The organism is Acetomicrobium mobile, from assembly GCF_937920065.1.
Window position 1 is genome coordinate 1 of record NZ_CALETC010000067.1, and the last position, 19352, is coordinate 19352.

General features: G+C 45.3%; 21 protein-coding genes. 1 reads left to right on the forward strand and 20 read right to left on the reverse strand.

Annotated elements, in window-relative coordinates; translation table 11 throughout:
• From Q7P41_RS02370 to Q7P41_RS02390, 5 genes are all read right to left on the reverse strand, one after another.
• Nucleotides 1-595 (reverse strand): HemK/PrmC family methyltransferase (locus Q7P41_RS02370; RefSeq protein WP_303881841.1); only part of this gene is annotated, 595 nt, incomplete at its 3' end.
• Between the two features lie 6 nt (nucleotides 596-601).
• Nucleotides 602-1678 (reverse strand): peptide chain release factor 1, encoded by a 1077-nt coding sequence (prfA, locus tag Q7P41_RS02375; RefSeq protein ID WP_303881842.1) that lies wholly within the window; start codon nucleotides 1676-1678, stop codon nucleotides 602-604.
• A gap of 36 nt (nucleotides 1679-1714) precedes the next feature.
• On the reverse strand, nucleotides 1715-2416 hold the full coding sequence (gene thyX, locus Q7P41_RS02380; RefSeq protein ID WP_303881843.1) for an FAD-dependent thymidylate synthase: 702 nt from the start codon (nucleotides 2414-2416) through the stop codon (nucleotides 1715-1717).
• The gene (rpmE, locus tag Q7P41_RS02385) at nucleotides 2406-2636 is read right to left on the reverse strand and encodes a 50S ribosomal protein L31 (RefSeq protein ID WP_303881845.1); all 231 of its coding nucleotides are present in this window, start codon (nucleotides 2634-2636) and stop codon (nucleotides 2406-2408) included. The genes thyX and rpmE overlap by 11 nt, the downstream gene beginning before the upstream one ends.
• A 114-nt stretch (nucleotides 2637-2750) precedes the next feature.
• Nucleotides 2751-3266: a HutP family protein gene (locus tag Q7P41_RS02390; protein ID WP_303881846.1), complete on the reverse strand. Its 516-nt coding sequence runs from the start codon at nucleotides 3264-3266 to the stop codon at nucleotides 2751-2753.
• 147 nt (nucleotides 3267-3413) lie between these two features.
• On the opposite strand from Q7P41_RS02390, the gene Q7P41_RS02395 reads away from it, so the two are divergent.
• Nucleotides 3414-4379: a TAXI family TRAP transporter solute-binding subunit gene (locus tag Q7P41_RS02395; RefSeq protein WP_303881848.1), complete on the forward strand. Its 966-nt coding sequence runs from the start codon at nucleotides 3414-3416 to the stop codon at nucleotides 4377-4379.
• A 132-nt stretch (nucleotides 4380-4511) separates the two neighbouring features.
• Here Q7P41_RS02395 and Q7P41_RS02400 read toward each other — a convergent pair whose 3' ends face one another.
• The 15 genes from Q7P41_RS02400 to prfB form a co-directional block, all read right to left on the reverse strand.
• Nucleotides 4512-6179 carry a formate--tetrahydrofolate ligase gene (locus Q7P41_RS02400; protein WP_303881849.1) on the reverse strand — a complete coding sequence of 556 codons (1668 nt, stop codon included), beginning with the start codon at nucleotides 6177-6179 and terminating at the stop codon, nucleotides 4512-4514.
• 36 nt (nucleotides 6180-6215) lie between these two features.
• A complete protein-coding gene (gene glpX / locus Q7P41_RS02405; RefSeq protein WP_303881850.1) occupies nucleotides 6216-7217 on the reverse strand; it encodes a class II fructose-bisphosphatase in 1002 nt (333 codons plus the stop codon).
• Nucleotides 7218-7232: 15 nt separating this feature from the next.
• A complete protein-coding gene (purB, locus tag Q7P41_RS02410; RefSeq protein WP_303881851.1) occupies nucleotides 7233-8522 on the reverse strand; it encodes an adenylosuccinate lyase in 1290 nt (429 codons plus the stop codon).
• Nucleotides 8519-9043, reverse strand: coding sequence for a DUF4416 family protein (locus Q7P41_RS02415; RefSeq protein WP_303881853.1), 525 nt, complete (start codon nucleotides 9041-9043; stop codon nucleotides 8519-8521). Before Q7P41_RS02415 ends, purB begins: the two co-directional genes overlap by 4 nt.
• Nucleotides 9021-9692, reverse strand: coding sequence for a hypothetical protein (locus Q7P41_RS02420; protein WP_303881854.1), 672 nt, complete (start codon nucleotides 9690-9692; stop codon nucleotides 9021-9023). The genes Q7P41_RS02415 and Q7P41_RS02420 overlap by 23 nt, the downstream gene beginning before the upstream one ends.
• 25 nt (nucleotides 9693-9717) lie before the next feature.
• The gene (gene ftsY / locus Q7P41_RS02425) at nucleotides 9718-10632 is read right to left on the reverse strand and encodes a signal recognition particle-docking protein FtsY (protein WP_303881856.1); all 915 of its coding nucleotides are present in this window, start codon (nucleotides 10630-10632) and stop codon (nucleotides 9718-9720) included.
• A gap of 18 nt (nucleotides 10633-10650) precedes the next feature.
• On the reverse strand, nucleotides 10651-11724 hold the full coding sequence (locus Q7P41_RS02430) for a regulatory iron-sulfur-containing complex subunit RicT (protein ID WP_303881857.1): 1074 nt from the start codon (nucleotides 11722-11724) through the stop codon (nucleotides 10651-10653).
• Nucleotides 11699-12463, reverse strand: coding sequence for a DNA polymerase III subunit delta' (locus Q7P41_RS02435; RefSeq protein ID WP_303881859.1), 765 nt, complete (start codon nucleotides 12461-12463; stop codon nucleotides 11699-11701). Before Q7P41_RS02435 ends, Q7P41_RS02430 begins: the two co-directional genes overlap by 26 nt.
• On the reverse strand, nucleotides 12439-12876 hold the full coding sequence (locus Q7P41_RS02440) for a DUF327 family protein (RefSeq protein ID WP_303881860.1): 438 nt from the start codon (nucleotides 12874-12876) through the stop codon (nucleotides 12439-12441). Before Q7P41_RS02440 ends, Q7P41_RS02435 begins: the two co-directional genes overlap by 25 nt.
• The gene (gene tmk, locus Q7P41_RS02445) at nucleotides 12866-13480 is read right to left on the reverse strand and encodes a dTMP kinase (protein ID WP_303881935.1); all 615 of its coding nucleotides are present in this window, start codon (nucleotides 13478-13480) and stop codon (nucleotides 12866-12868) included. The genes Q7P41_RS02440 and tmk overlap by 11 nt, the downstream gene beginning before the upstream one ends.
• 2 nt (nucleotides 13481-13482) lie before the next feature.
• On the reverse strand, nucleotides 13483-14844 hold the full coding sequence (locus Q7P41_RS02450; protein WP_303881862.1) for an MlaD family protein: 1362 nt from the start codon (nucleotides 14842-14844) through the stop codon (nucleotides 13483-13485).
• A complete protein-coding gene (locus Q7P41_RS02455; RefSeq protein WP_303881863.1) occupies nucleotides 14841-15608 on the reverse strand; it encodes an ABC transporter ATP-binding protein in 768 nt (255 codons plus the stop codon). Before Q7P41_RS02455 ends, Q7P41_RS02450 begins: the two co-directional genes overlap by 4 nt.
• The gene (locus tag Q7P41_RS02460) at nucleotides 15608-16387 is read right to left on the reverse strand and encodes an ABC transporter permease (protein ID WP_303881865.1); all 780 of its coding nucleotides are present in this window, start codon (nucleotides 16385-16387) and stop codon (nucleotides 15608-15610) included. Before Q7P41_RS02460 ends, Q7P41_RS02455 begins: the two co-directional genes overlap by 1 nt.
• A 29-nt stretch (nucleotides 16388-16416) precedes the next feature.
• The gene (locus tag Q7P41_RS02465) at nucleotides 16417-18186 is read right to left on the reverse strand and encodes a SpoIVB peptidase S55 domain-containing protein (protein ID WP_303881866.1); all 1770 of its coding nucleotides are present in this window, start codon (nucleotides 18184-18186) and stop codon (nucleotides 16417-16419) included.
• Nucleotides 18187-18188: 2 nt separating this feature from the next.
• Nucleotides 18189-19308, reverse strand: a protein-coding gene (prfB, locus tag Q7P41_RS02470; protein WP_303881867.1) for a peptide chain release factor 2 whose coding sequence is annotated in 2 segments (ribosomal slippage) — nucleotides 18189-19241 and nucleotides 19243-19308 — 1119 coding nt in all. Because the reading frame shifts where the segments join, the coding sequence is not laid out codon by codon here.
• Nucleotides 19309-19352 lie beyond the last annotated feature (44 nt).

Sequence of the window (19352 nt, forward strand, 5' to 3'; positions counted from 1 at the left end):
TCAAGCATGAAATCTCTTTTGTTGGAATATAGGGCGGATTACTCACTATCATATCGAAACTGTGATTACCGTACTTTTGGGGCAAGCGCACACTTTCATGCCAAAGAAGCATCCGAGCAAATAAATCAAACTTCCTAACGTTGCGCCACGTCCAAGAAAGCGCTTTTGGGCTAATGTCCAGAGCAACTCCACTTAACTTTGGGTTTTCCAGCAATAAAGATATCACCACACAGCCGCTGCCCGTGCCCCAATCCAATATCACGCCCTCTTCGACGAAAGATAACGCTGTTTCAACCAAAATTTCCGTCTCCGGCCTGGGGATCAAAACACCCTCTCCGATGAAAAAACTTCTCCCGTAAAAGTATGCCTCACCGAAAACATAAGCCAAAGGCTCCCTTTTGCATCTACGCTCGAGCAAAGTTTCCAGGTATTCCAGCTCATAATCAAATATAGAACGCTCCTTATGGGCCATCATCCAGGCCCTGTCACATCCCAAAACTTTGCATAAAATGAGATCGCTTTCCAGAAGGTAATCTAAAACTCCAGCTCCCCTTAATTTACGCGCTGCATAATCTTTTGCCTCAATGAGGGTCACCAGAGACTACGCTCCCATTAATTTAAGCCTTTCCATTTGGTCTGCCGTGGCCAGAGCGAAAATTAACTCATCCAAATCTCCGTCCAATATCTCCTCGAGGTTATACAATGTTAGGCCAATTCTATGATCGGTAACACGACCTTGCGGAAAATTATACGTTCGAATTCGTTCCGATCGATCGCCGCTACCTATCTGCCCCCTGCGTTCCATAGCCATTTCTTCATGCTGAAGCCGCAACTCGAGATCGTACAATTTAGCCCTTAGTAACTGCATTGCCTTTGCTCTATTTTTAATTTGTGATCTTTCATCCTGGCATGTCACTACTATGCCCGTTGGTATATGAGTAATCCTCACGGCTGAGTCGGTCATATTAACATGCTGGCCACCTGCTCCGCTGGCTCTATATGTGTCTATCCTCAGGTCTTCGGGACGTATTTCAACGTCAACTTCATCGGGCTCCGGCAATACGGCGACAGTTGCAGTGGACGTATGAATACGGCCACCTGCTTCTGTTATCGGAACACGTTGGACACGATGAACTCCACTTTCGTACTTCAATACACTATAGGCACCCCGGCCTTCGACGCGAAAGACAATTTCTTTATAACCGCCAATGCCCGTTTCGTTGGCCGTAATGAGTTCAACCTTCCAGCCCTTACGCTCAGCGTAACGTACGTACATTCTATAAAGGTCAGCGGCAAAAAGTGCTGCCTCTTCGCCTCCAGCCCCTGCTCTTATTTCGACAATGACGCTTTTATCATCATCCGGATCTTTTGGCAATAAAAGAAACGCTAATTCCTCCTCCAGCGTCTCCAGAACTTGCTTTAACTGAGCTACTTCTTCCTTAGCTAATTCTCTAAGCTCTTCGTCATCATCATCGCACAGCGACATGGCATCTTCCATTCGCCTGAGCACTTCTTTGTACTCCCTGTACTTTTCAACTATTTTAGACAGTTCCGCGTGTTCTTTCGCTAAACGCTGCAATTCGGCTGGATTTGAAATGACCTCAGGATCGCTGAGTTTCAGCTCCAGATCTTTGAATTTCTTTTCTAATTCATCTAATTTTACGCCGATATTCTCCATCTATAATCATCACCTCCCCCAAGGGGAAGAGCTTTTTTAACTTAGCAGTTCCTCTATTGATGAATAAGGCTTGCCGCAGGGCTTAGCCTCTTCGCATTTACCCTTCGTCACACATGGTGGACCTGCAACGTCAAATATAACACCCGCAACCTTTCTAACTTCTATGAGCATTAATTTAGCCAGCCTTCGTATTTCCCACTGGGCCCTCTTACATAGCCTAAGGCTAAAAAAGTGATGTAGCTCTCTGGCATTCATTGTTACCACTATCTTGGTTTCCCATGCATTAGGCAAAACATATCTGGCGTCTTCCAGCGGGATTCCCCACTCCGCCAAAGATTTATATGCCTCGTGAGACTGACGCATCATATCTTTGAATAATGTTAAAGCCTTTTCGTTCTCCATGATGGAATCAGGCACGATATAATTTGCATCAATCATGGAGACATATCTTTGGCTTTGCTGGCTATAGCTTGCAATACGATGCCGCACCAACTGATGCGAACATGCCCTGCTGATACCATCAACGGCAAAGGTAAACGAAACGTGTTCAAAAGGAGAAAGATGACCTGACCTTGCGAGGTTTTTTATGAATTTGTCCCTCTGCTCCTTATCGTCATGAAGCATAACGATTAAATCTTCCGCCGATGAGGCACTGTAACATAGCCTAGCCGCGGCAGCAACGACACTTTCGGGTAATGGGGTAAAGGCTAGTAACTTTACCCTCACGTTACTTTTCATCGTTTGCATAACCATAATCCGTATCGCCGTACCTCCTGCGGAATTTTTCAAGCTGGCCCGCCTCTGTCACCAATATACCTCGCTTGCCTGTGTAGAAAGGATGGCAATTGCTGCAAACCGATACCCTGATTTCCGGTTTAGTAGACCTTGTCTCAAAGGTATTGCCGCAGGCACAAGTCACGCGACACGTCTGGTATTTTGGATGTATATCTTTCTTCACGAAAATCCCTCCATCTTTATAGTTACTTCATAATTATAAGGCAAAGAGCAATTTACCACACTCGCCCTCGACCTGCAAGCTTTCTATATCCGTTTCTCGCATTTTCCCACATTTTTATATGTGCATTACGCCCAAACCACATCTATCATGATGAGCAGCAGCGTGATAAGCGCTGTCTCCAATTATAGCAACGCCAATCCATCTTTTGCTTCTCACGATCGCGAGCTTGGCACCGACGCTTGCTTCCAGCAAACAAAGTGGCAAAAAACTGTTTATGGCCTCCATTGACGCATGCATGAGGGCATGCATTTCAGCACCCGTTTTTTTGATCACATTGCCGTTCAATGCTGCCCCCACCAAAGCTCTGGTTAATTTTCCGGAAATATTACCGGCTAATCCGCCAACCTCGGTAGCAACAGCTCTCCATCTCAACTTTTTTATCTGTTCTTTTAAATACTCTTCTTCGGTTTTGCTAGTGGTTGCAGCAAGCAAAACAGCCACCCTGCCTACTTGGCTTTCTTGCCTTATATCAAAAGATACTTCGATCGTTCCCAACATTTCGTCATCTTCTTCTTCGATTTCTTCAAGTTCGCTATCGAGTATTTCGGCTCCCTCTCTCTTCTCTAACATCAGTCTATCACTCCTTAATATTATTTCCCCTTGCCGCTTTAGGCAAACTACTACTTGAAATATCCCGCGTTATCATTTATATTTTAAAACAACATAGGGGTTTTGCGTAAAGTGGCGACATAAATATTTTCAAACGGAGGGATGAAAATGAGGGTTCGAAGGGTTTTAGTACTGGCATTGGTTGTTTGTTTCTCCCTATTTGCTGGCGTTGCGCAGGCGAAAACCTTCGTGTCGATAGCTACTGGCGGCACCGGAGGAACTTACTATCCGATCGGTGGAGGCATTGCCGATGTGGTAAGTCGATATGCCAAGGATGTTCAGGCAACTGCTGAAACCGGAAATGCGTCCGTGGCTAACTTAAACCTCATTGGGACTCACAGCATAGAATTTGCGCTCGTACAAAATGATACAGCTTGGTGGGCAGCCAAAGGCGAGATAATGTTTGAAAAGGCCTATCCAAACGTCAGGGCGGTTGCCACGCTATATCCGGAAACAAACCATTTGATCGCAATGAGGAAAGCAAACATAAAAACCATTCATGACCTCAAAGGCAAGAGGATTTCAGTAGGTGCTCCTGGATCCGGCACAGAAGCTGACATGCGCTGTTTGCTGGAAATTGCCGGATTGGATTATCCTGACATGAAGAAAGTAGACTTCCTGGACTTCAACAACACGGTTGACCGTATGAAAGATGGCCAATTAGACGCCGGTTTCGTCGTTGCAGGCTGGCCAGTCGCAGCAATCATGGATCTTGCTACCACTCACGATGTGGACCTCGTGAGTTTTGATGACGAATTCCTCGCCAAACTTCAGAAAAAGTATCCCTTCTTCGTAAAAGACGTAGTACCTGCAGGCACGTACAGGGGTATAGATCACGATGTCGTTGCCCCTGCCGTAATGGCGATGATTGTTGTTGATGCAGATGTCCCAGAAGAAGTAGTATATCAGTTTACTAAAGCAATGTGGGATCATATCGACGAGGTTCAGCGCACCCACGCCAAGGCTCAGCTTATTACTCTGGAAACAGCCTTCGATGGACTACCTGTTCCCCTTCATGATGGAGCTGCCCGTTACTACAAGGAAATCGGCTTAGAAATCCCCGAAATCAAATAGTAGTTAAATTGCTTGATTTTTTCTAGCTATTAAAATCTCAACAAGCACAATCTACAATCAATAAAGGGAAAAGCGAGCTCGCTTTTCCCTTTATTGATTGTATTGCCTTAAAAGTAACCTTAACAGTGTCCCTTAAAAAAGACCAGTTATATTTCCCTTTTCGTCTATATCTATAGACTCAGCGGCAGGTTTTTTGGGAAGCCCGGGCATGGTCATTATACTGCCGCATATGGCAACGACAAAGCCGGCACCGGCTGACAATCTTACTTCTCTGACTGTTACTCTATAATCCTTGGGCCTTCCAAGCTTTTTGGGATCATCTGACAAGGAAAGCTGCGTTTTTGCCATGCACACTGGGAGACTTCCAAAGCCCCTTTGTTCCAAATCCTCTAACATGGCCAAGGCTTGAGGCACGTATTCAACGTCATCTGCTCCGTAGATCCTAGTGGCTATGGTCTTTATCTTCTCTTTCAATGACATATCCAAATCGTAAAGGGTCCTGTAGGTTTTACCTTCTCCTATCGCTTCAAGGACCTCTTTTGCAAGATCAATCCCGCCCTCGCCTCCTTTTTCCCAAACCTCAGAGAGGGCTATCCTTGCATTGCGTTTCTTGGCTGCTTCCATTACCATGTCCAGCTCTTCCTTCGTGTCAGTATTGAATTTGTTTAGGGCAACAACGACTGGAAGGCCAAAGTTTGAAAGTATGTCTAAATGAGCTTCTAGGTTGCTTATACCAGAAGACAAGGCATCCAAGTTTTCCTTAGATAGTTCTTCTTTTTTAACTCCTCCGTGGTGTTTTAAGGATCGAACGGTCGTAACAAGCACAACGGCTGAAGGAGAAAGGCCCGATAACCTGCATACTATGTCGAAGAACTTCTCAGCTCCCAGGTCTGAGGCAAAACCCGCTTCTACTATGGCATAATCGCGGAGTTTCAAGGCCATCCTGGTAGCAACTATGGAGTTGGTGCCGTGGGCTATGTTAGCAAAGGGCCCTCCATGGACAAAGGCGGGAACGTGCTTTACAGTCTGAACGAGATTTGGATTAATGGCTTCCTTTAAGAGTGCCGCCATAGCTCCCTGTGCTTTTAAGTCACCCGCCTTTACCACCTTTCCTTTGGTCGTATAACCCACAATGACCTTAGATAACCTTTCCTTCAAATCTGCCAAATTTTCAGACAAGCACAGTATTGCCATGATTTCAGAGGCCACAGTTATATCAAAACCGGTTTCCCTTGGCACTCCGTTTGTCCTTCCTCCCAAGCCCACTACGATGTTTCTTAATGCCCTTTCGTTCATGTCCATGGCACGTCGCCACGTCACTTCTCTAGGATCAATACCGAGGTCGTTTCCTTGATGCAAGTGGTTATCGAGCATTGCTGCAAGCAAATTGTGAGCCGATTCCACTGCGTGTATGTCTCCGGTAAAATGAAGATTTATCTCTTCCATGGGAAGCACTTGAGAGTAACCGCCTCCAGCTGCGCCGCCCTTTACACCAAAACAAGGCCCAAGCGAGGGCTCGCGCAAGCAAAGCATTGCCTTTTTACCAAGCTTTACCAAGGCCTCTGTCAACCCCACGGTTATGGTCGTCTTGCCTTCCCCCGCAGGAGTTGGCGTTGTGGCAGTTACTAAGACAAGCTTCCCATCAGGGCGATTTTCAAGTTCCTTGAAGAAGTTGATGTCCACCTTGGCCTTATAGTGGCCGTAGGGAAAGAGATATTCGTCGGGTATCTCAAGCTCCCTTGCTATTTCAGATATGTGTTTAAGATTGGCGTTTCGGGCAATTTCGATATCAGATAACATGCTATCCCTCCTAAAATAGATTAAGGTTTAAAAAATTTACTCTTTCGACATGCGCGGAAGGTAATCTACATCGCTAAACTCATATAATTTCCTGCTGCGATGCATGGCCTCCACATATCGAATAGTCCCGCTTTTTGATCTCATTACCAAAGAATGAGTAAAAATAGTCTCGCCACCATATCGAACCCCTTTCAAAAGCTCTCCATCGGTGACACCCGTGGCAGCAAAAAAGACATTTTCGCCCTTAACTAAATCATCAATATATAGAACCCTATCCACGTCCATCCCCAATTCCAGGCAGCGGTTTCTCTCTTCTTGGTTTCTGGGCCATAGTTTACATTGAAAATTTCCGCCTATGCATTTAATAGCACATGCTGATATGACGGCTTCAGGTGAACCTCCTATCCCCAATAGCAAATCGACCCCGCTGTCTTCCTTGCATGTCATTAACGCACCAGCCACATCCCCGTCGGGAATTAGTCTTATCCTGGCTCCAATGGCCCTTATTTCCTGAATCAACTTCTCATGACGAGGCCTATCAAGTACAACTACTGTAACATCTTCTACTGCCTTCTTCTTTGCTTTGGCAACTCGTTTTATATTTTCAGTGGCTGATAGTTCGATATCGATTACGCCGGCAGCTTCAGGGCCTGTTGCTATTTTGTTCGTGTAAAAGATATGTTTTGGACTGTAAAGTGCACCACTTTCAGCTACAGCTACCACGCTCACGGCATTGGGCCTTCCTAAAGCTGTGAGCGTGGTACCGTCTACGGGATCTACGGCTATATCCACCTTGGGTTCGCAGCCTAAGCCCAATTTTTCACCGTTAAACAACATGGGAGCTTGGTCTTTTTCTCCCTCTCCTATAACAACGATGCCGTCCATTGAAACTGTATTTAACATATACCTCATGGCATTGACGGCTGCCTTATCTACAGCGTTTTTATCACCCCGCCCCATCCAACGCCCTGCAGCCATGGCGGCTGCCTCCGTTGCCCTAACAAGCTCCAAGGCCATGTTCCTGTCGGGAACGCTCAAGACACACACCTCCAGCTATTTAAATCTGTCAAATATATCGTCAACAAACCTCAAATAATAACTAACGTCAAAAAAACCTTGCAGTTCTTCGGCCGACAAAAGGGAAGACACGATAGGATCACTAGTCAGCATATCCTTGAATGTGCCTTTTTCATTCCAACACTCAAGGGCATACTTTTGAACCACTTCGTAAGCTTCATCTCTATCCATGCCCTTTTCAACTAGAGCCAATAACACCCTTTGGCTAAAAATCAAGCCCTTGGTAAGTTCGATATTTTTGATCATCTTTTCCGCGTTGACTTCCATATGCCCTACGATGTTGATTAGCAACGCAATCATATAGTGAAGGATGTGGAAGACGTCAGGCCATATAATGCGTTCTACGGAAGAGTGGCTTATATCGCGCTCGTGCCAGAGGGCAACGTTCTCCATAGCGCTCAAGGCGTAACCCCTGAGCAACCGAGCCATACCACATATTCGCTCGCACAAAATAGGGTTTCTCTTATGTGGCATGGCAGACGATCCCTTTTGACCGCTGGCAAAGGGTTCCATGACTTCCAAAACCTCGGTTCGCTGCAAATGCCGTATTTCTTGGGCTATATTTTCCAAGGTGGATCCAAGCAGGGCAAGAGAAAGGATGAGAAAAGCGTGTCTGTCCCTTTGCAGGATTTGGTTTGATATGGGAGCCGGTTTTAAACCTAAAAAGGCGCAAGCTTTCTCTTCTATTGAAGGCGGACAGTGAGCATATGTCCCGACAGCTCCCGATATTTTTCCGTAACTTATCTGCTTTTTTGCTAAGATAAGACGCTCCTCGGAACGTTTTAACTGCGAATGCCAATTAAGCAGTTTCAAACCAAAGCTCATGGGCTCGGCGTGAACCCCATGAGTGCGCCCAATGCAGGGGGTGTACTTGTAGAGAAAAGCTTTTTTTAACACCTCTTCGTATAAAATGGCCAATTCTTCTAATATAATGCCAAGTGATTGTCTTAAAAGCAAAGCAGAAGCTGTATCTAAGACATCGCTACTAGTCAAGCCCAAATGAATGAATCTCCCCCATTCGCCTACGCTTGCAGCGACACAGGAAACGAAGGCTATGACATCGTGATGTACTTTAGACTCTACTTCTTTTATGCGGTCGATATCAAAGAAGGCCTTTTTTCTGATCGACTCGTAAGCCTCAATCGGAATGAGCCCTTCCTCTGCCCAGGCATGACACACGGCCAACTCCACATCCAGCCAAGTACGGTACTTATTTTCCTCGCTCCATATGTCACGCATGGCCGCAGTCTCATAACGTTCTATCACGCAGAAGTCCTCCTTTTTCTTCTCCTATCAGATAGCCAGTCATTTCTAACCAGGCTCAAAAAATCATCGTAGCAACCGCTCTTAAAATCGGGAAAAGTATGATCATAGGAAATCCATTTGCCAAACATAAATCGTAAGGTAACTTCGGCAAATATGCCATCCGAGATGTATATCCTGTGGGCGTGATCTTTAGTTGAGGCTAAAATCAACCTTGCCCCGTCAAGGTATCCGGGGTCAATGTTGACACTGCGCTTGGGTCCGCTTTCAGCCTCCAGTGCAACAGCCTGGAGTTTCCAACGTACTAGCTGATCCGCTGGATATAGTCCTTTGAAACTTACGAAAGCCTTATAAAGAACTGGCGCTATATCACGATAATAATCGGTATGATCGAAAGGATATATGGGACTTTTTCTTTCTATACCGCCCCAAAGGGAAGAAAGTTTCCTTATAGTCCATTGATAAAGCTGAGTATTAGGGAACAAAAAACCAACTATCAGTTTAACTAACGGAGGAATTGTCATTTTTCTTTTTTGTTCGCCCCTGGTTTTTTCTTGTCTTTCTGCACATTAAAAAACCAAACTCTAATCCCTTCCAGCTTAAAGGAATATTACCTTTTTTGCTCTGCTCTTCCACTTTTATAGTCAATCCACGATCTTCGAGATAACGCCAAAGAGTTTTGCCTATGGCAGCCCATCTTGCCGTTTCTAGTATTTCCTCCACTTCCTTCTTATCTAACTTTTTAACGATAAAAAAGCCATAGCCTAAGGGTTCTACCAGGGCAAACTCGCCACTTTCTAAATTTAACATAGCACATTCAGATGTATCTTCTTTTAATCCCAATTTCTCGATCGAGCTTTGCCCAATCAATTCCCTAGCAGCTTCGTTGGCAAATATGAAGCCATCTTCTATCCGAAGTAAAGGAAAGGGAGGAGTTACTTCGCCCATAGTGCCAATCGATTGCGATCCCTTAGGCCAAAGCACTTCTCTAAGTGGCATATCTCCAAATCCCTTTTCTAAAGCAGCGACCAATTCATCTTTTGAAATAAGACGCGCCTCTTCGTCGATGACCAATTTAGCAACCTTAAAGGCGGTACGGTAAAGAATACGCAAGGAATCCCTGACAGTGGATTCCCCGCTCAAAACCACAAGCCCAGAAGCATCATCTACCATGGCGATCCCCCTGACATTCTCTCATTTAGGATAACAAAGCCTCAACAAATGCGCGAGGCTCAAAAAGTTCTAGGTCTTCGATTCCCTCGCCTAAACCTACGTAGCGAATTGGGAGAGACATCCTTTGGGCAACCGCGAGAATTATACCACCTTTCGCAGTATTATCGTATTTAGCCAAAATTACCCCCGTTAGGTTTAAAGCTTCGTTAAAAACTTCCGCCTGATGAAAGGCATTTTGTCCCATTACGGCATCCAAAACTAGCAGGGATTCGGAAGGCTCACCAGGCAATTTCCTCTCTATTACTCTTTTGACCTTTTTTAATTCTTCCATCAAGTTGTGCTTGGTGTGAAGTCGGCCAGCAGTATCAACGATAACCATGTCAGTATCAGAAGCAATAGCGCTTTCGATGGCATCGTATATGACAGCTGCAGGATCTCCCCCAACGTCATGCGCTATGACGCGTGCGTTTATTTTGTCTCCCCAAGCCTTCAGCTGATCAATCGCCGCAGCCCTATAAGTATCTGCAGCAGCGAGCAGGACCTTCTGACCATCTTCTTTATATCTATACGCCAGCTTAGCTGCCGTTGTGGTCTTTCCGCTTCCGTTCACACCCACGATCAGCACCAGGGTTGGCTTATTTTTAACCTCTATAGGCTTTCCCATGCCTGGAATTTTTTCAAGCTCACTTACGATCAAATCAATGAATGTCGCCTTCAAAGCTAAAGCATCCCTGATGTTGGACTCTTTGGCTACATAGCGCAACTTTGAAATTAATTCCTCCGAAAGATCTACCCCAACATCTCCTAAAAGAAGTTGCTCCTCAAGCGCATCCCAAAATGACTCGTCTACCCTCTTGCCTGGAGAAAAAATTGACCCCAGCCCAAACCATTGTTCTTTAACTTTTTGTAATTTATCCTTGAAAGCATTGATTAATGCCACTATCTCACCTCATTTAATTTATTTTCTAAAACTTCGTCCTCTGCCGGAATTCTTCCCTTTTGCCTTAGGTCTATGAGCACTACATTCGTCACAATCTTTTTCGAGGGATTCATCTAACTCTGAACAGCTGCCCTTCAGGGCAAAAACTTCTTTGCCAAAAAGGTTATGCGCCTCGGCCTGATCTGCCAAGTTAACATGCAAGTTCCACTTTTCTCCACCTTCAACCGTTTTCTTAAAAAGCTTGAACTCACTTATAGGCACCAAAAACTCCACACCCTCGGGGCTTTTAATCCTTACCGATTTGCTAACTATGTCGACGCCGGCAATTTGATAATTCCCAGAAGAAGTCTTTATTTTTGTCCCTGGATTTGGTAAGTCCTTCCACAATTCACTATACGTGTCATATTCATAGCTCATACAACACATCAGCCTGCCGCATAGACCAGATATCTTAGAGGGGTTCAAGGCCAAATTTTGCTCCTTAACCATCCTTATGCATATGGGAAGAAACTCCAGCATCCAATAACTGCAGCAGCAAGGATTTCCACAAGGAGCCAGTCCACCTAAAATTTTCGCCTCATCTCTGGCGCCAATCTGCCGCAGCTCGATCCGGGTTTTAAATTCCTTGGCCAACTCTTTTACAAAGCACCTGAAATCAACCCTTTGTTCAGAGGTAAAGTAAAAATACAGTTTTTTCCGATCCAAAAGATACTCCATATCCACTATTTTCATGGGAAGAGAGTGGTTTTTTAGCATTTTTCGCACCATCGGAAGAGCTTCATCCTCTTCTTGTCTTTGCCATTTAGCGTCGCTCACATCCAGTTCATCGGCAAATCGCATTAATTTGACGTATTGCAACGGGGGTTCAGTCGACTTCAACTGGTCGTTGTCGCTAGCTTCACTTTCTTTTGGAAGCTCAAATCTTTCTTTATACTTACACAACTGCTCTTCGCTTAAAATTCCAACTACATCGGCAATCTCAAGCCCTCTGGCACTTTCGATGACTACATTTGTGCCCCTATCTATTTCTTGTTCTAAATCGGTAAGCAATCCCAAAAAACGGGGCTTACCGAAAATGACCAAATAGTTCATCGGACAAATCCTCCTCCAAAAAACCATAAAGGAGATCAAAAACCATATAAACAGGTAAATGCCCCTTCTCAGAAATCAATCTAATTTTTTCCAACTTGGCAGCCTTACCCAGTTCACCATTACCTAAACACCAGTTAATCCATCCCTCAAGCATCGCGAAGGCCTCTTGTGATGTCATCTTAGAGGCGCGAACAATGGCTGACAGCCATTCATCCTTTGTTTCGGGTGGGGCCAAAATACTCAACTCTTCTTTTAAGTTAAAGGTTAAATTCCATGTTCTGCTTTTAAGCGTTGGCGGCACACCGCTTCCTTCGCAAAGAAGTAAAATCGCCGCCCACGAAGGTGGCTCTTCAGTGATTTTCAGCAAACTATTCGCCGCTGGCAGCGAAAGCCTCCCCGCTTGGGGTATTACCAAAAAGCGCCTTGGCGCCACCACCGGGGCTAAATACAATTCCGCCATTAATTTGCGGCAATCGCTTATTCCCGGGGGCTGATCCAACGTAATAGGCCTTACGAGATCTGGATGTTCGTCATATTTCCAGCTGTGACAAGAAGCGCATCCATCGTCTCCAAGCCCGTTTTCGCAAAGATAAAGTCGCGCAATCTCAATTGCAATTGACCCATGAAACAAAGAAGGAGCTTCGATCAAAAGGGCATGAGGCACACGCGAGGAAGCGAAAGCTGCGATAATGCATTCGTAGGCTTCGCTTTCCTTTATAGCAGCAACGAGATCAGACATCCCTTTATCTCCTCGACTATATTTAATATTACAATCTTCTCCCGTTCTTTGTCCAAAGCTTCCTCGAGCTCTGCAATGGATTTTTCCGTCCTTTCGATTATCGTATACATTTTATTGCTGTGCAAAGAAAAGGCAAACTCCTTTTTTACTCGCATATTTTCCAAGATCATCCCTATGACTTGACGAACCAAAGATTTATATTTATTTATCAATCCCTTTGAAGGGTACCTCGATAACGCGATGCCAACTTCATCTAACTCCTTGAGCAACATACTAATTGCTTCTCTGTCGTAACACTCTCTAAAAGAACTATCTTTTTCGATATCGGCTTTATGATCGAAAGCGGTAATGCCATTCAGCGATGGAGTTATCCTGTAGCGTCTTTCCTTAACATCGCCACTTTCAACTTTCATCCATGAAGACCCCCACCACTTTTAAAATTTCCAGGAAAACTTCTTCCTCGCTGACCTCGGAAGAAACGCGCTTTATCCTCTCAGAGTTTGTCAGGAAAAGCTCTTCATATCCATTGCGAACCTTGTAAAGAAAATTTTCCTCTTCGAGACGATCCAAGACCTTCCTGGATTTTATTCGCTCCATAGCTTTTTCAACCGACACATCCAACCATATCGTTAAGTCTGGCTGAGGTAACGCTAAAAGCGAAAAAAGCCTTTCCATTTCCTCTATGGGCAACCCCTTGCCCCATCCCTGATAGGCCAAAGTAGAATCGGTGTAACGCTCACATATTACAATTCGACCTTCCGATAAGGCCGGTTGAATCTTCTCGGAAACGTGTTCGTACCTGTCTGCCATAAAAAGGAAGAATTCGCTCCACGGGCGCCATTCGTGATGAAGCAAAAGTTCGCGCATTAAATCGCCCCCGCTCCACCCCCCGGGCTCCCACGTCAAAAGAACACCATTTCTGCCAAATTTATGCGAAAAATGCTCATATAATTTTACCGCATGCGTAGACTTTCCGGAGCCATCTATTCCCTCAAAAGTAATAAACAAACCTATCACCTTCAAAAATTGTAGTATACCCCGATCGATTCGCGCCTCTCGTCATCAAGTTCGTCATGGCGGAAAAGCAAACCATACCGATCATCCAACCCGAGGCGTCCTTCCAGAGACCATGCGCCTGATCCATCATCCCACCACTTGCCAATCAATTGCAGGGGGAAAGCCTCCGGATCGCCCCACTTAAACCCTACGCCGAGGTCGTCCCTGACCAATCCTCCCCAAAGAGAAATCCAGCGCCATCTGTAGCCGTAACTTAAGGAAAAATCACTGCCATCGCCAATGTCATCGACGCCAAGGAGAAAAAAGCTTGGCCTATCTTTCATGCCAACTACTACGTTAACATCCATATAGGCATCATCCCCACGACCGAAGGTCTTTCCCCTTAAAGAGACATCTCCTTTGATCTCGATTTCCTGCATGGTTTTTAATGTCTTTTTAGCAACTTCCTGGGTTTCCCTCACATCTTGCAATAATTCAGGGAGGTTTCCCTTTTTACTTTCAACCTCGTTTTCACCAAAAAGGGTTGTATCAAGCTCATTTACAAATCGCTCGACAGAGACTGCCGCATCTTGAATGCTTTTTACTACCTGTTTTATATCCCTGGCAAAGGGGCTGTCTTCGTCAAGCTGTTCAACTATTGTGCTTAATTTAGAGACAAGGTTTTTCGTCGATGCTATCGCCTCTCGAAGATCTTGTCTGTTTTCTGTCATTATTTCATTCGCGTTCGAGATGAGCTCGTTAGTGTTATTAAAAAAGGCATCCATGCGTTTGCCTGTATCAGTCAAAAAGGCGCTTCCTTCATCTGCCAATTTTCCTATGCGAAAGGAAGCTTCCTTTGCCTCTTTCAAAAAAGAAGGGATTTCCTTTATAGCTTCTTTAAGATCTTCGATCTCTTCATCCCCCATGATTCCGCTGATGTTATCCAAAAAAGAACGCATGGAGCTCAGATTCTGCTCCACCTCCTCGAGCACGCTCCACACATCGGGCGCAACCGTTCCCTCTACAGGGCCGGGGGGTTCAATGAAGGTATCGCTCGTCCCTCGCCTTATCTGAAGGGATGCCTCTCCCAAAAGCCCCCCTCCTTGTACAATAAACTCGCTATCGATGGGAATGTTTAGCCCATCCTTTATAAAGGCAAGGATTTTCACTCCCTCTTTGGTCAAAAGTACGTCTTTCACGTATCCTGATTCCACTCCAGATATGTAAATGGGAGCACCCGGGGGCAATCCCCTTGCCTCAGGCAATAAGACATATAAAACATTACCCCTTTCACGTATCAAACGACCACCCGAAAGGAAAACTAAGCCGCCGAGCAATGCCAATCCCAAAAAGACGACGAGACCGATTTTTATCTCACGTTTCACGGGGCACACCCCCAATGACGAATGGATTTAGTACCTTGGAGAAAGGAAACGACCTCCGGATCCGTCGCAGTTTCCCACTCCTCGGGCGTACCTAGCCATGCTATCCTTCCATCCTTCATTAAAAGAATGCGATCTGCAATGCCTAATGCGGATACCACATCATGAGTTACGGCCATGGCTGATACGTTATATTTTTTGCTCAAATTAACTACAAGGCGATCGATGTGTCTGGCCGTTTGAGGATCAAGCCCCGTTGTTGGCTCGTCAAGCAACAGAAAAGATGGATTGTATACAAGCGCACGGGCGAGTGCAACTCGCTTTCTCATCCCACCTGACAAATCGGCGGGCATCAAATCTTCGATACCAGGCAGCTCAACGGATTCCAACATCACGGCGACCATGTCGCGCATCTTTTCTTCGTCTTTAATGCCAAGACAGTAACGAAGCGGAAACGCCACATTTTCAAACACTGTCATGGAATCGAACAAGGCTCCACCTTGAAATACGATGCCGACCTTCTTTCTTATGTCTATCAGGTCCCTCTCGGGAAGATGAGCTATGTCCCTTCCATAAAGCCACACTCTACCCTCGTCGGCTTCAATTAACCTCAAGACAAGCCTCAAGACCGTCGTCTTCCCGCAGCCCGACGGACCCATTAAAGCTATAATCTCGCCTTTTTCTACCGAAAAGGAAAGGTTTTTTAGTACCACATTATTGCCGAAAGACTTTATAACTTCCTCGAGACGTAAGACTTCCTCCGCCACTAAACCTTTCCTCCAAAAAGTATTGTCGAAAGTATATAATTCAGTACCAAGATGAGCATGTTGCTCCATACGACAGCCAGGGTTGTCGTCTCTCCAACGCCCTTGGCTCCTCCTTGCGCTCTAAAACCACACGCACAGGCAACTATTGACACCACAAAGCCGAACACCACCGATTTTATCAATCCACCGTTGATGTCGTAGGTGTCGACTAACAACCTTATGGAATCCTTGAATATCAAAGAATGCACGCCGCGAACCACAACGTAGAAATAACCGCCCAAGGTACCGACAACCATCGAATAGATCGTTAAAATGGGGACCATCACCAGGCTGGCCAAAATTCTGGGCAATCCGACAAATACATACTCGTCCAGCCCAAAGGCCCTGAGTGCGTCTAACTGCTCCGTGACCTTCATAGTCCCTATTTCAGCCGCCATGGAAGACCCGACTCTTCCTGCAACCACTATGCCCGTGAGTACTGGCGACATCTCTCTAACCATGCTTAAGGCGATAACCCCACCTATGTACCGCGAGGCACCAAACTTTAGAAATTGATCCAAGGTCTGAACCGCCATTACCATGCCCGTGAAGGCACTTATCACGGAAACCATGAAGACCGACTGGACACCAACTCGCTCCAGTTGGTCTACAATTGAGCGAACATCCCATTTGGCCCGAGGCCAGTGAAGTAGTAAATGAATAGCCAATGAAGCTATCCAACCCAACAAATCGAGAAAAGACATAATTGCCTTACCTATGAGCTCGAACCATTTAAGCATAACTTACCCTTTCCAACTATCTCCTCTAGTTATCGACTTTTATTCATTCCTTCGTCGATGATGGTGAGGCAACGTCTAAGCAATCCTTCCACATAATGGTCCGTCTCGAAGATACGAAGTGTGCCTTCTTCCATTCTGCGTTTTTTCATTTCAGATACTAATTCATATTCATCATCTAACGAAAATTCTTCATCTTCTTCTTTAAGCAAGGGTCCGTAAAGCAACTCCACGATTACCTGATTATTTGATTCCCCGGCCTCGATCTCATTTAAAAACTCTTCAAAGGACGATATCGCTCTCCATCCGGACATCAGCGATACTTGCGACGGTTCGGCTATGCCTCCTCCTCTGACCACCACTTCACACAACCCCGACGCATTATCGGGGACCTTCAACGAAAGTTTTTTAACTTCGGGATCACCACGAAAGTTTCTCAGCGTAACCTCAACATCCAAATCTTCACCTTTCTTGACGTTGTCCTTATTGGGAACTTCAAGCTTTTCTATATATACGACTTTCGGCTCTTTTGTCACCTGCAATTCAATGTGTATTCCCAAGGGATCAATTTCCTTAAATCTGTTTAAAGAAAACAGGGGTACAAGTGCCATAATCTCACGGCTTACAATTTGCCCGATTAGATCACTATCAGAGAAATAGACATTTTTTCTTGAAATACCTTCAACAAATCCCTTGCCTTCGATCTTTACGGTGACAAACCCGGTTCCTTCGCCAGCCCTCCCCCACAGATCATCAAACAAGCCAAGCAAGGCTCCCGGAAGCACCTGGTTCATCAAAAAAGGATCGTTTATTACTTGAAAGCGTTTAAAGACAGTCATTTCGGAATCATCGGTGAACTTGACGGATACCTCAACGCCCTTAGGAAAGTGACCTATTTTCCCGGCGATGGCTTGAGGTCTGTCTTGGCGCACAACACCAACAATTGAAACAGGACTTCCCAACTTAAAGGGACTTTTAATGCTGGGAATAACTTCGTGAACCCACGAGCGAGTCAAGGGAAAGGAAACATCTCCCCGATTTAAAAAAGGGTGCGCATAAGCTAAAAAGTTACCTTCGACGTCTACAGCCGTTAAAGTTCCCGTCGAGCCGACGCTGACATCCCCCCAAGCAAGGAGCACCCCAACGGAGTCTCCGGGTTGTAATTCGGCATCATAATCTACGCCAATTCCGCCCACGGGCAAGTCAAAGGGCAAAACTTCTACCTCGCCTTTGAAGTCACGAGATATCTTTTCAGCACCCCTGGAACTGATGCCCGAAACGATCAAGGGCGCGTTTTTGCTTTCGTGAAACTTGACCTTGCCCCCCTCGATCCCCTTTTTAGCCTGCCAATCCCAGGCTTTGCTCATCTCTTCTATGGGCGTCACTAAACCTAAATTATGATCACTGAAGTCCCAACCATATCCGATAGCTCCGACAAGGCGCCCATTTATGAAGAAAGGGCTTCCGCTCATTCCGGCAGCTATGCCACCTATTTTTTCCACCAAAGGTCCTCGAGCACGTATTAAGATGAGCCTTTTGGGTTCACTAGGACTTGGTATTATGCTGATCACTTCTGCCGGAAAGGAAACCCGCTCCAGACCTTTCACCACGGTAAACACTTCTCCTTGCATTCCCGGACGAAGATCGCTCAAAGGAAAGACATCGATGTTTGGTGTAAAAGAGTCAGCACAAGCTATATCAGCGAAGAAAGATAATATAAAAGCAATGACTAACACCGCCACTATTGTGAAAAAATTCTTCATCTTGATTGAGATGCCTTTGAATGAAATAAATTGATACATCGTTAAGCCCCCTTGGCTTTTATGGTATTTTTGCGCATCCTAAGGTAAGTTATTATGAAATCGTCTATGTCTCCATCCAAGACAGAATCAACATTATAAGACGTATATCCTGTGCGGTGATCTTTGACCATCGTATAAGGATGCAGCACATAGGATCTTATTTGACTGCCCCATCCTATTTCCTTTTTCTCCCCATGCAAGTCTTCTATCTTTTTTTGCTTCTCCTGCTGGTATTTTTCGTATAACTTCGCCTTCAAAAATCGCAAGGCCGTCTGTCTATTCATATGTTGCGACCTTTCGTTTTGACATGTAACGACTATGCCCGTAGGGATATGTGTCAACCTCACGGCAGAATCGGTCATATTTACGTGCTGGCCACCTGCACCACTGGCTCGAAAGGTTTCCATTTTTATTTCCTCCGGCCTGATTTCAACATCAACGTCTTCTGGCAACTCGGGTATCACTTCAACGGAAGCAAAACTCGTATGCCTTCGCTTAGACGAGTCAAAGGGTGAGATCCTTACAAGCCTGTGGATACCCTTCTCGGCTTTGAGGTAGCCATATGAACAAAATCCCTTTATTAATATAGTTACATATTTAATTCCTGCCTCGTCATCAGGTAGAATATCTATTATTTCAGTTTCATAGCCATGCCTTTCTGCCCACCGCAAGTACATTCGAGACAGAATTTCCGCCCAATCCTGCGCATCAAGGCCACCTGCACCCGCATGAACAGTCAAAATCGCGTTAGATTCGTCATATTCCTCGTCGAGCAAAAGTTCCATTTCCATCGAGTCGATCTCTTTTCGCAGGCGTAAAGCCCTGTCGTAAAACTCCGCCTGTAATTCTTGATCGTTAGTCTCTTCAAGCAACTCTGCTAAAATGGTTAACTCTTCCAGTTCGTGTTCCATTTTTTGCCACCGATCTAAAAGGTTTTGCAGGCGAGAAAGCCTCTGTGTAACCTTTTGAGCCTCCTGGGATGTCCAAAAATCGGGAGACGAGGCCTTTTTAAGCAGGATTTTCGCATCTTCTTTTAAAGAATCTATGTCAAAGGCTTTCCCGCAACTCACCCATCGATGAGTGCAGTTCCTCCAACACCGTGGAAACAGGGTGTAATTCCATATAAGTACTCCTCCTACTATTTATAATCTTTTTTTGCACCTTTT

Excerpts from the sequence above, each read along its gene's own strand:
- Q7P41_RS02430 (WP_303881857.1), bottom strand. The coding sequence starts at position 11,724 with ATGAACTATTTGGTCATTTTCGGTAAGCCCCGTTTTTTGGGATTGCTT.
- Q7P41_RS02400 (WP_303881849.1), bottom strand. The coding sequence starts at position 6,179 with ATGTTATCTGATATCGAAATTGCCCGAAACGCCAATCTTAAACACATA.
- Q7P41_RS02390 (WP_303881846.1), bottom strand. The coding sequence starts at position 3,266 with ATGTTAGAGAAGAGAGAGGGAGCCGAAATACTCGATAGCGAACTTGAA.
- Q7P41_RS02415 (WP_303881853.1), bottom strand. The coding sequence starts at position 9,043 with ATGACAATTCCTCCGTTAGTTAAACTGATAGTTGGTTTTTTGTTCCCT.
- Q7P41_RS02420 (WP_303881854.1), bottom strand. The coding sequence starts at position 9,692 with ATGGTAGATGATGCTTCTGGGCTTGTGGTTTTGAGCGGGGAATCCACT.
- Q7P41_RS02435 (WP_303881859.1), bottom strand. The coding sequence starts at position 12,463 with ATGTCTGATCTCGTTGCTGCTATAAAGGAAAGCGAAGCCTACGAATGC.
- prfA (WP_303881842.1), bottom strand. The coding sequence starts at position 1,678 with ATGGAGAATATCGGCGTAAAATTAGATGAATTAGAAAAGAAATTCAAA.
- thyX (WP_303881843.1), bottom strand. The coding sequence starts at position 2,416 with ATGAAAAGTAACGTGAGGGTAAAGTTACTAGCCTTTACCCCATTACCC.
- Q7P41_RS02395 (WP_303881848.1), top strand. The coding sequence starts at position 3,414 with ATGAGGGTTCGAAGGGTTTTAGTACTGGCATTGGTTGTTTGTTTCTCC.
- Q7P41_RS02460 (WP_303881865.1), bottom strand. The coding sequence starts at position 16,387 with ATGCTTAAATGGTTCGAGCTCATAGGTAAGGCAATTATGTCTTTTCTC.
- Q7P41_RS02440 (WP_303881860.1), bottom strand. The coding sequence starts at position 12,876 with ATGAAAGTTGAAAGTGGCGATGTTAAGGAAAGACGCTACAGGATAACT.
- Q7P41_RS02465 (WP_303881866.1), bottom strand. The coding sequence starts at position 18,186 with ATGTATCAATTTATTTCATTCAAAGGCATCTCAATCAAGATGAAGAAT.